Origin of the sequence: Salinicola sp. JS01 (assembly GCF_030284585.1) — a bacterium.
Lineage (GTDB): Bacteria > Pseudomonadota > Gammaproteobacteria > Pseudomonadales > Halomonadaceae > Salinicola.
In genome coordinates, this window is record NZ_CP127244.1 from 2045151 (window position 1) to 2058718 (window position 13568).

General features: G+C 65.5%; 9 protein-coding genes and 4 tRNA genes. 4 read left to right on the top strand and 9 right to left on the bottom strand.

The window, feature by feature from the left end:
• Positions 1-16 precede the first annotated feature (16 nt).
• The 6 genes from clpP to QO259_RS09300 all read right to left on the bottom strand — a co-directional run bounded on the left by clpP (position 17) and on the right by QO259_RS09300 (position 2932).
• On the bottom strand, positions 17-637 hold the full coding sequence (gene clpP / locus QO259_RS09275) for an ATP-dependent Clp endopeptidase proteolytic subunit ClpP (protein WP_035471683.1): 621 nt from the start codon (positions 635-637) through the stop codon (positions 17-19).
• A 125-nt stretch (positions 638-762) separates the two neighbouring features.
• Positions 763-2118, bottom strand: a complete 1356-nt coding sequence (tig, locus tag QO259_RS09280) for a trigger factor (protein WP_035471681.1) — start codon at positions 2116-2118, stop codon at positions 763-765.
• Between the two features lie 372 nt (positions 2119-2490).
• Positions 2491-2565: transfer RNA gene (locus QO259_RS09285), tRNA-His, on the bottom strand.
• 23 nt (positions 2566-2588) lie between these two features.
• A tRNA-His gene (locus QO259_RS09290) sits at positions 2589-2663 on the bottom strand.
• A gap of 73 nt (positions 2664-2736) precedes the next feature.
• Positions 2737-2813, bottom strand: a tRNA-Arg gene (locus tag QO259_RS09295).
• A gap of 42 nt (positions 2814-2855) precedes the next feature.
• Positions 2856-2932, bottom strand: a tRNA-Pro gene (locus QO259_RS09300).
• A 273-nt stretch (positions 2933-3205) separates the two neighbouring features.
• Between QO259_RS09300 and folD the strand changes: the two genes are divergently transcribed.
• Both folD and mtnN read left to right on the top strand, forming a co-directional pair.
• Entirely contained in the window at positions 3206-4063 is an 858-nt protein-coding gene (gene folD / locus QO259_RS09305; protein WP_207035922.1) for a bifunctional methylenetetrahydrofolate dehydrogenase/methenyltetrahydrofolate cyclohydrolase FolD, read from the top strand.
• 28 nt (positions 4064-4091) lie between these two features.
• The gene (gene mtnN, locus QO259_RS09310) at positions 4092-4796 is read left to right on the top strand and encodes a 5'-methylthioadenosine/S-adenosylhomocysteine nucleosidase (RefSeq protein WP_285952588.1); all 705 of its coding nucleotides are present in this window, start codon (positions 4092-4094) and stop codon (positions 4794-4796) included.
• Between the two features lie 176 nt (positions 4797-4972).
• Here the strand turns inward: mtnN and cysS are convergent, their stop codons facing one another.
• A complete protein-coding gene (gene cysS, locus QO259_RS09315) occupies positions 4973-6364 on the bottom strand; it encodes a cysteine--tRNA ligase (RefSeq protein ID WP_285952762.1) in 1392 nt (463 codons plus the stop codon).
• A 5-nt stretch (positions 6365-6369) separates the two neighbouring features.
• Positions 6370-8082 carry a glutamine--tRNA ligase/YqeY domain fusion protein gene (locus QO259_RS09320; protein WP_285952589.1) on the bottom strand — a complete coding sequence of 571 codons (1713 nt, stop codon included), beginning with the start codon at positions 8080-8082 and terminating at the stop codon, positions 6370-6372.
• Between the two features lie 180 nt (positions 8083-8262).
• On the opposite strand from QO259_RS09320, the gene QO259_RS09325 reads away from it, so the two are divergent.
• Both QO259_RS09325 and QO259_RS09330 read left to right on the top strand, forming a co-directional pair.
• Positions 8263-8754, top strand: coding sequence for a peptidylprolyl isomerase (locus QO259_RS09325; RefSeq protein ID WP_285952590.1), 492 nt, complete (start codon positions 8263-8265; stop codon positions 8752-8754).
• A gap of 49 nt (positions 8755-8803) precedes the next feature.
• Positions 8804-9529 carry a UDP-2,3-diacylglucosamine diphosphatase gene (locus tag QO259_RS09330; RefSeq protein WP_285952591.1) on the top strand — a complete coding sequence of 242 codons (726 nt, stop codon included), beginning with the start codon at positions 8804-8806 and terminating at the stop codon, positions 9527-9529.
• A gap of 130 nt (positions 9530-9659) precedes the next feature.
• Here QO259_RS09330 and QO259_RS09335 read toward each other — a convergent pair whose 3' ends face one another.
• Positions 9660-13565, bottom strand: a complete 3906-nt coding sequence (locus tag QO259_RS09335; RefSeq protein WP_285952592.1) for an ATP-binding protein — start codon at positions 13563-13565, stop codon at positions 9660-9662.
• Positions 13566-13568 lie beyond the last annotated feature (3 nt).

The window sequence follows — 13568 nt, forward strand, 5'->3', positions numbered from 1 at the left end:
TTGACTCAAAACGCTATCAGGATACCGGGCGCTTATCCAGTTTGGCATCGATCAGCCCGTACTCCACGGCCTGGTCGCCATCCATGAAATTGTCACGGTCGGTGTCTTGGGCCACCTTGTCGATGTCCTGTCCGGTGTGATCGGCCAGGATCCGGTTGAGCTTGTGACGAATCGTCAGAATCTCCCGGGTGTGGATCTCGATGTCGGAAGCTTGCCCCTGATAGCCGCCCAGCGGCTGATGGATCATCATGCGCGAGTGCGGCAGGCAGTAGCGCTTGCCCTTGGCGCCCCCGGTCAACAGGAGTGCCCCCATGCTCGCAGCCTGACCGATACACACGGTCGACACGTCCGGCTTGATGAACTGCATGGTGTCGTAGATCGACATGCCCGCGGTGACCGAGCCACCGGGCGAGTTGATGTAGAGGTGGATATCCTTGTCCGGATTCTCCGACTCCAGGAAGAGCAGCTGCGCCACCACCAGATTGGCCATGTAGTCTTCGACTTGGCCGACCAGAAAGATGACACGCTCCTTGAGCAGCCGGGAGTAGATGTCGTAAGACCGCTCGCCGCGCGCACTCTGCTCCACGACCATCGGAACCAGGCCGCCGGCATTACTGATGTCGAACTCGTTACGCATCGCGATTTCCTTGCATCTGGTGAGTGTCACACTCCTCTAGACGGTGGCCGCGACCCCACATTGCCGTCACCGACCACCGCCGAACCCCGGCATCTCGCCGGGGTCCGTCGCTTACCAAGCAGCGCTTATGCTTTGGAATCGCTCTCTTCGCTCTCATCTTCATCGGCCGCGTCGTCCGATTGTTGAGCGGCCTGCAGCACGTCTTCGTAGCTCATGCTGACGTCTTTAACCTGGGCCTGCGCCAGCAGCTTGTCAACGGCCTTGTCTTCGAGCACCGCGGACTTGATCTGGTTCTTGAGCTCGTCATTCTTGAGGTACTGCTCGACCACCTGCTCCGGCTGCTGGTACTGGGTCGCCAGCTCCTCGGCGCGGGCACGGATCTCGTCGTCGCTCGCTTCGAGTTCGTTCTGCTTGATCACTTCGGCCAGCAGCAGGCCGACCTTGACCCGGTTGCGCGCCTGATCGGCGAACAGCTCGTTGGGCAGCTGGCTGACGTCGAAGTCGTCGCCCAGGCCGAACTGCTGCGCTGCCTGACGCTTGAGACCATCGGTCTCCTGGTCGATCAGCGACTGCGGCACGCTGACTTCGTTAGCCGCCTGCAGCGCCTCGAGCACCTGCTGCTTGACACGGTTCTGCGTGGCCTGCTTGACCTCGCGCTCCATGTTGCTCTTAACCTCGGCGCGGAACTTGTCGAAATCACCGTCATCGACGCCGAACGCCTTGATGAACTCGGCATCCACTTCCGGCATCGTCTTGGCCGACACCTCGTGCACCTTGACCGCGAAGGTGGCTTCCTGACCGGCCAGATGCTCGGCCTGGTAATCTTCCGGGAAGGTCACCTGAATACGCTTCTCGTCGCCGGCGCTGGCGCCCACGAGCTGCTCTTCGAAGCCCGGGATGAAGCGATTGGAGCCCAGCTCCAGCTCGTGCCCTTCGGCAGCACCGCCCTCGAACGGCTCGTCACCGAGGAAGCCCTGGAAGTCGATCTTGACCTGATCGCCCATCTCGGCGCCACGCTCGACCGGCTGGAACTCGGCGCGCTGGGTGCGCAGGGTCTCGATCATCTGATCGATGTCGGCTTCGGTGATCTCGGTCTGCGGACGCTCGACCTCGGTACCGGCGATGCTCTGAAGCTCGATCTCCGGGTAGACCTCCAGCGTGGCCACGAACTCGAGATCCTTGCCGTCCTGATTGACGGTGGGTTCGATCGAGGGGTAGCCGGCCGGGTTGAGGCTCTCTTCGGTGATGGCACGCACGTAGTGCTGACGCATCAGCTCGCTGACCACCTCGTTGCGCACGTCCTGACCGAAACGCTGACGCACGACGGCCATCGGGATCTTGCCTTGACGAAAGCCATTCAGACGAACGCGCTTGGCGGTGTCTTGCAGACGAGCGGCGACGGCCTGATCGACCTCGCTCGCCGGCACCTGGACGGTGATGCGACGTTCGATCTGGGATGTCGTCTCAACGGAAACTTGCATAGATGATCCTCTACCGACGGGAGCGTTCTGTGATTGCAACTTCAAAAAATAAGGGAGAGATTCTATGAATCCCCATGCCTACTGGCAAGCAGACTTGCCGCCTACATTGGGCTGAAGCGCCCGAAAACCAAGGGGCAGCGACAAAAATCGGCAGAATAAAAGGATGACTGCTCGTCATCGACAGGCAAGCGGCGCCTCGGGCAACCACCAACCAGACGACACAGCCTGCGTCGACCACGCCATCGGCCACCCGACCAGGCAGACTCACGCAGCTGGAGCCGAGCTCGGTGCGAACCCGTGCCAGTACGAGCCAAGAGGCAGCGCGAACAGAAATAGGGGGAAGGACCAGAAGGACATCCGAAGGGACAGAAATGGGGTGGATGATGGGGATCGAACCCACGACCACCGGAGCCACAATCCGGGGCTCTACCACTGAGCTACATCCACCATTTCTGAGTGCGCGTCGAAAGTGGGGTGGATGATGGGGATCGAACCCACGACCACCGGAGCCACAATCCGGGGCTCTACCACTGAGCTACATCCACCATCTCGACACTGGCATCGCTTGGGACCACCGCAACCCATCCAACGCTTGACGATGCAAAGCCATTGGGAGTTTGGCGCGCCCAGCAGGACTCGAACCTGCAACCTACGGCTTAGAAGGCCGTTGCTCTATCCGGTTGAGCTATAGGCGCATTCCAATACCGGCTGCCTGTTCATCGATCGCCGACCCAAACTGGTCGGGGTAGAGGGATTTGAACCCCCGACATCCTGCTCCCAAAGCAGGCGCGCTACCAGACTGCGCTATACCCCGTCGCCGGGCGATGCGATCGATGACGCTACGAGCCCCTCGATGCGCTGCGTATTCTACGGATCATTTCTGTCAGGTCAAGCCCTTACGTGAATTTCAGGCTACCCCGGGTCGCATCTGCCCTGCCCCACTGTCGCCTCAGTGACAGCCATCCTCAACGCCTGCGTTGACTGGATCGACTGGCGTGCGAAAATTGCCGCCTTCGCCGGCCTGGTCGAAGCCCTGCTTCGCCCAGCGAGACCGGCCGCTATTTCCGCTACTCAGAAAGGACAGTCGATGACCGCTCAGTTGATCGACGGCAAACGCATTGCCGGCGCCATCCGCGAACAGGTGACCACCGAGGTGGCCGAGCGCCTCCAGCTGGGACGCCGACGCCCGGGCCTGGCGGTGATTCTGGTGGGCCATGACCCCGCCTCCGAGATCTACGTGAGCCACAAGCACCGTGCCTGCGAACAGGCCGGCATTCTCTCGTTCAGCCATCGGCTCGATGCCACCATCAGCCAGCAGGAGTTAGAGGCGGTCATCGACGAACTGAATGCAGACGACACGGTCGACGGCATCCTGCTACAGCTGCCGCTACCCGAGCATCTCGACGCCAACCCGCTGCTCGAACGCATCCGCCCGGACAAGGACGTCGACGGCTTCCACCCCTACAACCTGGGGCGCCTGGCCCAGCGCATGCCGCTGCTGCGCCCGTGCACGCCCAAGGGCATCATGACCCTGCTCGAACACAGCGGTATCGAGCTGCGTGGCCTTGAGGCGACGGTGGTCGGCGCCTCCAATATCGTCGGTCGACCCATGTCACTGGAGCTACTACTGGCGGGCTGCACCACCACCGTGTGCCATCGCTTTACCCGCAGCCTGGAGGAGAAGGTGCGCCAGGCCGATCTACTGGTAGTGGCCGTGGGCAAGCCGGGCCTCATCGATGGCAACTGGATCAAGCCGGGCGCCGTGGTGATCGATGTCGGCATGAACCGTAACGATGACGGCACCCTGGTCGGCGATGTCGACTTCGCCAGTGCCGCCGAGCGTGCCAGCTTCATCACCCCAGTACCCGGCGGGGTCGGCCCGATGACGGTCGCGACCCTGTTGCAGAACACCCTGCAGGCCGCCGAACTCCACGACGCCCATTGACCCTCGCTGCCACTCAAGGAACTTCGTGATGCAAACCATCGGCCTCATCGGTGCCATGGAGCAGGAAGTCACCCTGCTCGCCTCGCAGCTGGAAGACGCCCGCGTCGAGCGCCACGCCGGCGCCACCTTCCACTGCGGTCGTCGCCACGGCGTCGAGATCGTGCTGCTGCAGTCGGGCATCGGCAAGGTCAATGCCGCCGTCGGCACCACCCAGATGATGAATCGCTTCCGCCCCGATGCGGTGATCAACACCGGCTCGGCGGGCGGTTTCGGCGCCGAGCTCGAGGTCGGCGACGTGGTCATCTCCAGCGAAGTGCGCCACCACGACGTCGACGTCACCGCCTTCGGCTACGCCCTGGGCCAGGTGCCGGGCATGCCGGCGGCGTTCACCCCCGCACCCGAGCTGGTCAGCGCCGCACGCGCGAGCATCGAGAGTCTCGGCGAGCTGCGCGTGTTCGAGGGCCTGATCTGCACCGGCGACAGCTTCATGTCCGATCCGACCAGGGTCGAGGGGCTGCGGGCACACTTCCCCGAGATGCTGGCGATCGAGATGGAAGCGGCGGCGATCGCTCAGACCTGCCACCTCTTCGACTGCCCGTTCGTGGTCATTCGCGCGCTGTCGGATATCGCCGGCAAGTCATCGCACCTCTCCTTCGACGCCTTCCTGGAGCGTGCAGCCACCCACTCGGCACGCATGGTCGACGCCATCGTCGCGCGCCTGGCCGAGCGCTAACCCATCCAACCTCAGGTGCCCGGAAGCGACGGTTCTGCAAACGACCGCCTCTGAAAACGAATAGGCCCCGCCGGATCGGCGGGGCCTATTCGTCACTGGCCGGGTATTCGTCACAGGTAAAGACACGGCGACAGTCACCGACGCAGCTTTCGCGCTCGATCGCGGCCGCCTTCAGATCAGTCGCCAGCCGCCTCCAGGCTCCAACGGGTACCCTCGCGGGAATCCTTGAGCACGATACCCAGCGCCGCCAGCTCGTCGCGAATCCGGTCGGCGGCGGCAAAATCGCGCTCGCGCTTGGCCTGAGCGCGCGCCTCGATGCGCGCTTCGATCTCGGCTTCCGCCAGCGGCAGCGCCTGGGCGCCGGCTTTGAGAAAGTCCGCCGGCTCGCGCTCGAGCAGACCCAACACCCCGGCCAGGCGCTTGAGCTCGAACGCCAGCGCCGCGGCCCTCGGGGCATCGGTATCGCGCAAGCGATTGACCTCACGCACCAGCTCGAACAGTACCGACAGCGCTTCGGGTGTATTGAAGTCGTCGTTCATTGCCGCACTGAAACGGGCCGCGTAGTCCGGCTCGACCTCGCCCTGACACGGCTTGACGCCATCCAGCGCGTGATAGAAGCGCTCCAGCGAGCGCCGCGCCTCACCGAGGGAGGCCGGCGCATAGTTGATCGGGCTGCGGTAGTGGCTGGCCACCAGCAGATAGCGCACCACCTCCGGATCATGACTCTCGAGCACTTCACGAATGGTGAAGAAGTTGCCCAGCGACTTGGACATCTTCTCCTGATCGACGCGCACCGCCCCAGCGTGCATCCACACATTGACGTAGGGCTTGCCGGTGGCAGCCTCGCTCTGGGCGATTTCGTTCTCGTGGTGGGGAAAGGTCAGATCCGGCCCGCCACCGTGAATATCGAACGTCTCGCCCAGGCAGCAGGTCGACATCGCCGAGCACTCGATATGCCAGCCCGGACGCCCCTCACTCCAGGGCGAAGGCCAACTCGCCTCATTCGGCTTAGCCGCCTTCCACAGCACGAAGTCGAGCGGGTCCTCCTTATGGGAGTCGACCTCGACCCGTGCCCCGGCTCGCATCTCGTCCAGATTGCGATTGTTGAGCTTGCCGTAGGCGGCGAACCGGCGCACGCGATAGTAGACGTCACCGTTGTCCGCGGCATAGGCGTAGCCGTTGTCGATCAGGCGCTGGATCATCGCCACGATCTCGCGGATATGCCCAGTGGCACGCGGCTCCTGATCCGGGCGCAGTACACCCAGGCGCGCCTCGTCTTCGTGCATTGCCGCGATCATGCGCTCGGTCAGCGCCGAGATCGGCTCACCGTTCTCCTCGGCACGCCTGAGGATCTTGTCATCGATATCGGTGATATTGCGCACATAGGTGACGTCGAGACCGGTCTGGCGCAGCCAGCGGGTGATCACGTCGAACGCCACCATCACCCGGGCATGCCCCAGGTGACAGTAGTCGTAGACCGTCATGCCGCAGACGTACATGCGCAGCTTGCCGGGCTCGATCGGTTGCAGCGGCGCCTTGCGCCGCGTCAGCGTGTTATAGACCTGCAGCTCGCTCATGCCGTCCCCTGCTGCTTCTGCTGAATCTTGGCCCAGGAGTCCTTGAGCCCGACCGTGCGATTGAACACCAGCTTGCCCTCGCGACAGGCATGGCGGTCGGCGCAGAAGTAGCCCACCCGCTCGAACTGATAGCGCGCCTCGGGCGCCACATCCGCCAGCGCCGGCTCGGCGATGCCGTGCACGGTGACCAGCGACTCGGGGTTGAGATGATCGAGGAAGTCGGCGTCCTTGTCGCGATCCGGCGCCTCATCGAGGAACAGGTTGTCATAGAGGCGCACTTCCACCGGCACGCCGTGCTCGGCGCTGACCCAGTGGATCACCCCCTTCACCTTGCGCCCTTCGGGGTTCTTGCCCAGGGTCTCGAAGTCGACCGAGCAGTGCAGCGCCGTGATCTCGCCGCTGGCATCCTTGATCACCTCGTCGCAGCGGATCACGTAGCCGTTGCGCAGGCGCACCTCCTTGCCCGGCGCCAGACGGAAGAACTTCTTCGGCGGCTCCTCCATGAAGTCGTCGCGATCGATCCAGATTTCGCGGGTCAGCGGCAGGCGTCGGGTACCCATGTCTTCACGCGCCGGGTGCCCCGGTACCTCGAACACTTCGCCGTGGTCGGCGGTGACATTGGTCAGCACCACCTTGAGCGGATTGAGCACGCACATCGCGCGCGGCGCGTTGTCTTCCAGATCGGAGCGAATCGCAAAGTGCAGCATGGCGATATCGACCACGTTGGCCGCCCGGCTGACCCCGGTCATGTCGCAGAACTTGCGCAGCGAGGCTGGGGTGTAACCGCGCCGGCGCAGCCCCGAGATGGTGGGCATGCGCGGATCGTCCCAGCCGTCCACCACCTGCTCGTCGACCAGCAGCTTGAGCTTGCGCTTGGAGGTCACGGTGTAGTTGACGTTCATCCGCGCGAACTCGGTCTGACGCGGCTGCGACGGCACCGGCAGATGCGCAAGGAACCACTCGTAGAGCGGGCGGTGATCCTCGAACTCGAGCGTGCACAGCGAATGGGTGATGCCCTCGATCGCATCCGACTGGCCATGCGCGAAGTCATAGGAGGGATAGATCTTCCAGGCATCGCCGGTCTGATGGTGATGGGCGTGGCGAATCCGATAGAGGATCGGGTCGCGCAGATTGATGTTCGGCGCGGCCATGTCGATCTTGGCCCGCAGCACCTTGGCCCCCTCGGCGAACTCACCCACGCGCATGCGCTCCAGCAGGTCGAGGTTCTCCTCCACGCCGCGCTCGCGGTAGGGGCTCGGCCGGCCCGGCTCGGTCAGGGTGCCGCGGTATTCACGAATCTCTTCCGGCGAAAGGTCATCGACATAGGCCAGACCTTCGCGCACCAGATGCTGGGCCCAGGCGTAGAGCTGATCGAAGTAGCTCGAGGCGTAGCGCACCTCACCGCTCCAGCGATAGCCGAGCCACTCGATATCCTCGCGAATGGCATCGATATAGGCCTGCTCTTCCTTGGCTGGATTGGTGTCGTCGAAGCGCAGATGACAGCGACCGCCGAACTGTTCCGCCAGACCGAAATTGACCCAGATAGACTTGGCGTGACCGATGTGCAGAAAGCCGTTGGGCTCCGGCGGGAAACGGGTCACGATCGTCTGGGTCTGCCCCGATTCGATCTCGTCACGAATCTGATTGCGCAGGAAATTCGGGGCTCCGTGCTGGGTATCGTCGTTCTCGACGCGACTCTCGACGCTCATGGAATGCAGACAACCTCTGTAATTCGTCGGACCGTGCAATGACGGCGCTGGTGAAGGCAGGTTAACACGCGTGCCGGGCGGTTTCTCCCACCCGCGCAAAGCGGCTATTATAGCGCGACGCGCGGTCTCGGCGCCAAGCCGGCGCCGGCCCGGAACACGCCCTTTCGCTCAGGAAATCCCATGATCGTTCTGCACACCAATTACGGCATCATCAAACTCGAGCTGAACGCCGACAAGGCACCCAAGACGGCCGCCAATTTCGAGCAGTACGTCCGCGACGGCCACTATGACGGCACCCTGTTCCACCGCGTGATCGACGGCTTCATGGTGCAGGGCGGCGGCTTCGACACCGACTTCGAGCAGAGAGCGACGCGGGCGCCGATCGAGAACGAAGCCGACAACGGTCTCACCAACCAGAAGGGCAGCGTCGCCATGGCGCGCACCCAGGACCCGCATTCGGCCAGCGCGCAGTTCTTCATCAACGTCTCCGACAACGACTTCCTCAACCACCGCGACAAGAGCCTGCCGGGCTGGGGCTACTGCGTGTTCGGCAACGTCGTCGAGGGCATGGACGTGGTCGACCGTATCCGCCAGGTCGCCACCGGGCGCCGCGGCATGCACAGCGACGTGCCGGTCGAGGATGTGATCATCGAACGCGCCGAAGTCGTCTGAACGGCCCCCTTCGCCTCTCCCACCGACCGCCACTGCCATCGAGTCCGCCATGCAACTGCTGATCGCCGACCTGCATCTACAACCCGACCAGCCCGAGATCGCCCAGGGTTTCATCGACTACCTGCGCGGACCCGCCCGCGAGGCCTCGGCACTGACCATTCTCGGCGACCTGTTCGAAGCCTGGATCGGCGATGACTACCGCGGCGAGTTCGAGCAGCGCATCATCGCCGAGCTGCGCGCCTGCCATGACGCCGGCACGCGGCTCGCCTTCATGCACGGCAATCGTGACTTCCTGATCGGCGAGGCCTTCGCCGCCGACAGCGGCTGCGCCCTGCTCGAGGACCCCACCGTGGTCGAGCTGGGCGGACGGCGCGCCCTGCTGATGCACGGCGACAGCCTGTGCACCGGTGACACCGCCTATATGGCGTTCCGCCGTCAGGCTCGCGATCCGGCATGGCAGGCACAGATCCTGGCGCTGCCGGTGGAGGAGCGCCTGGCGCTGGCGCGCAAGCTGCGCCAGCAGTCCGGCGAGGCCAACTCCAACAAGGCCGAGGACATCATGGATGTGACACCGGCGGCGGTGGTCGATACGCTGCGCGCGCATGAATCACGCCTGCTGATCCATGGCCATACCCACCGCCCGGCGGTGCACGAGCTGGCGGTCGACGGCGAGCGCGCCGAGCGCTATGTCATCGGCGACTGGCGGCCCAACCAGGGCTGGCAGCTGAGAGTCGAAGGCGACGACATTACGCTGGAGTCTTTCGCCCTCGCCTGAACCGGCCTTTTCCGCCGCCGGCCCCGCCTGAGTCTACGCACAACGGCGTGGCCGGCGGTGCTACCACCCATCCACTGATGTCACTGCCCAACGCTCGTCGCCCCATCCGTGACGGGTGGCGTGCCTTTAGTCAGCCATGCCGCGCCCGAGTCGTGGCGGTCCGCCGAGGGCGCTGCGGCGGGCGCGCCTCGCCGCTGAGGTTGTCGAGCAGCGTACGCCAGCGAGTCAGCACCGGCGCATCGGAGAGTGCGACCTCGCCCAGGCGGTAGCGCAGCGCGCGCTGGCTCTCGGCATCGGCGGGATCCACCAGGGTCAGCCACAGCGCCAGGCTGTGAAGCTCGAGATGGGCACAGCCGGCCTCCTCCGCCCACGCCCGCGCCTCGGCGATCAGCGTTTCGATCTCGGCCATTGGCCGGCCCTGACGATGCTGGATCCGGGCCATCTGCAGCAGTAGCTGCGGCAGCATGGTCGAGCGATTGTCACGCGCCTGCGCCAGACACGGCATCAGGTAGTGCGCCGCGCGCTCGAGCTGATCGAGCGCCAGACAGGCATCGCCGTACCAGAGCGAGGCGCGCTGGTGGCGGGCCCGACCGGTGAGCTCGATCAACTGCTCGACCCCCGACTCGACCTGATCCAGACCGGCCGTATCGCCAGCCAGCGCCTGCCCCCAGCCGAGCACGCAGAGCGCTTCCAGATGCCAGCGCTGCAGATCCTGTGAACGGGTCATCTCGAAGGCACGCTGGCCGCGCTCCAGGGCCAGGTGGACATGCCCCAGCTGACGGTAGAGCGAGGCGGCAAAGATCAGCGCCATGGCCAGTGATGCCGGATGGCCGATGCCCTCCGCCAGCCGGATCGCCGCCTCCATCTGCTGCTCGGCGCGCCGATAGTCGCCGCGCAGGCACAGCGCCCAGCTCTGATAGCAGCTGGCCGCCACCTGCGGATGATCCGAATAAGGTAGCCACTCGAGCACCATCGGCTGACGCAGGGGATCGATCTGCTCCAGATGCTCGAAGGCCCGCCCCACCTCACCGCTCCAGTACTCGCCGTAGGCGCGGGCATAGAGCGCCAGGCGACGGTAGCGCGGGTCGTCGATGCGCTGTGCCAGCTCGCGCAGGTGCTCGGCCAGGGCATCGGCATCGCGGTTGGCATAGCGCTGGCTGGCGCCGACCCATAGCCCCCAGGTGACCAGGAAGGCCTGATCCTCGGCGTCCTCTTCCTGGGCGGGGCCGTCACGCCACAGCTGCTGCGCCTCGATAAAGCACGCCTGGGCCGGGCGCGAGCCGTGCCCTTCCAGGGCGTAGTAGGCCTGCCCCTGTACCGTCAGCAGGCTGATTCGCCGTTCCACCGCCCCGCCCGGTACGCGCGCCAGACAGGCAAGACCAGCCTCGGCCAGACGCAGTGCGGTGCGATTGGCGCTGGCGCGCAGGGCGCCACGCGCCGCCATCTCGAAGTAGCGGGCGCCGCGCCCCGGGTCACCGCTGCGCTGCAGATGCTCGGCGAAATCGCCGGGATGCCGGCTGATCCAGGCTGGGCGCTGGGACTCGATCAGCCCGACCAGACGGCCGTGCAGGGTCACGCGCACATCCTGGGGGCAGGAGAGATAGGCGGCCTCGTGCAGCAGCGGATGAGTGAACTGGAAATCGAACGGCGCGCTCTCGCACGGCTCGATGATCTCGAGTCGGCGCATCTGTTCGAGCGCCCCCCGCAGCGCCGCATCGGTGGTATCGAGACACGCCCTGAGCAGTGCGGTCTCGAACTGGCGCCCGCACACCGCCGCCATGTGCGCCACGCTGCGATCCTGGTGCAGCTGATCGATGCGGCTGGCGAGCAGACCCAGCAGCCCACGCGGCAAGGCGGCGGCATCGAGGGTGCGCCCCTCCCGGCGGTCGATCTCGAGCCAGCGGCAAATCTCCTGCAAATAGAGCGGCACGCCCTCACAGCGTGCGATCAGCTGCTCGCGCAGGCCCGGGTCCAGCGTCAGACAGTGACGCCGGGCGAGCACGTCGAGCATCTCCGCCGACTGCTCGGACCCCAGACGCCCGAGCGCGATCTGCTGGTCCCAGTTGAGCCGGATCGAGGGCATCTCGCGGTTCTGGTGCGAGGCCAGCAGCAGCAGCGAGGAGTGGATCGGCAGACGCACCTGCAAGTTGTGCAACACCTTGAGCGAAGGCTCGTCGAGCCACTGTAGATCGTCGATGATCATCACCAGCGGCCGGCGCATCGCGGTCAGTTGCAGGATCAACGACTGGGTCAGATGGCTGACCAGCTCTACCGCCTCCTCGGCCGCCTCGCGGTTGGTGACTTCACGCATCAGCACGTCGAGCAGCAGGCGGCGCCGTTCGACGCCGACCTTGGCCAGTGTCGGCGTGGCGTCGATCAGCGCCTCAAGACTGGCGAGCGCCGGCTCCGCGCCGAGATGCCAGCGCAGCAGCGACTGCACCAATGCATAAGGCGTCTGACTCGACAGCCGCGTGGTCTGGCGCCAGAACAGCGCGACATCCTCGTGCTGCAGGCACTCGCGAAACCGAATCATCAGCGCCGACTTGCCGATGCCGGTATCGCCCAGCACCAGAAGGCTCTGCCTCAGCCCCAGCGCAGCCCGAGCCAGGGCGTCGCGCAGCTGACGCAGCTCGGCATCCCGACCCAGCAGACTTGGCACCCGAGCCACCCGATTGCCGTCGCCAGATGCCAGCGCCAGGGCGCGCCGCGCGACCCGCCCCTCGGAGCTCAACAGCCGCGGTGTCAGCCGCGCCTGCAAATCGAAGGCCGGGGGCAGATGCTGGCTGGCATTGAGCGAAATCATCAGCTCACCCGGCTCAGCCATGGCCAGCATCCCCAGCGCCACCTGGGTGACATCGCCGAGCGGGTCGATGGTGCGGCGCTCCGGCAGCCAGATCACCCGGCCACTGTCCAATCCCGCGCAGAGCCTAAAGGCGGGTGGCGGCGTGGGCTCTTGCCAGCACGCAGCCACCTGGGCCGACAGCCCCTGCTGGCAGTGGTCGTAGAGCGCCACCAGCTCAGCCAGTTGATGCGTCGGGCCGTGAGTGGCGAAGCAGGCCATCCCTACCCCGCTGCCCACCGCTGCCTGCCAGAAGCCGCCGAGCTGATGGCACTGGGTTTCCAGCCAGCGGAACAGCCGCTCCTGCAGATTCAGACAGGCCAGCGCCTGACCGATATCGTTGCCGCTTTCCGGCGGTTTGAGCGCGATCGCCATGATCGCCACCTGGCGAAAGTCGATCTCCGCCGCCGAGTAGCCCTCGGCCGGGGCGGGAGATGCCGGTGCCGGCAGCGCGACCTCCGCCGCCGGGATAGTATCCGGCCAGTCACCGGCGAACTGCAGGAAATCCGCGCTGGGCTGCTCACCGGAAAGCGCCAGTTGACGCAGCAGGGCATGAAAGCGCTCGCGCGCGGCGGCCAACTGGCCGTGGCCGGCGAGACAGCGGATCAACTGTTCCTGGAACGCCGCATGCTCGGGGAAGCGTGTCACCAGCGTCCGCAATAGCGCCTCGGGCAGCGTCTGCGCCTGGCTCAGGGCTCGTTCGGCGTAGTCGGTCACCCGGCGGCGCCAGTGACCACGCGCTTGCACAAGCCAGTGGCTAAAGGCCTCGCAGTGGGGCAGCGCCAGCTCCGCCACCAGCGCACCGTGATAGTGGCTGAGCAGCCTCTCGAGCCCTGCCAGGTCCGGCGTCAGCGCGAGCTCGCGCTCGATCTCGCGCAGGTCCCATGTCACCGATGCCGGCGGCAGGCAGGCGATGGTCTGGCGGGTGACCGTCAGCGCATCCTCGGCGCACGCGCCCAGGGCGTGACGCAGTGAATGCAGCGCATGGCGCAGATTGGTGCGCGCGGCGTCGAGGCGCTGCTCCGGCCATAGCAGCGCCGCCAGTTGGGCCCGGCTGACCGGCTCGCGCTGCAGCAGTAGATAGACCAGCAGTGCCTTGACCTTGTCGTAGCTGAACTGGGTCAGCGTGGTAGCACCCCGGTGCAGGCCGAACTGCCCGAACAGGATCAGGGTCGCGCTAGCGGATGGCTGCGTCATGCG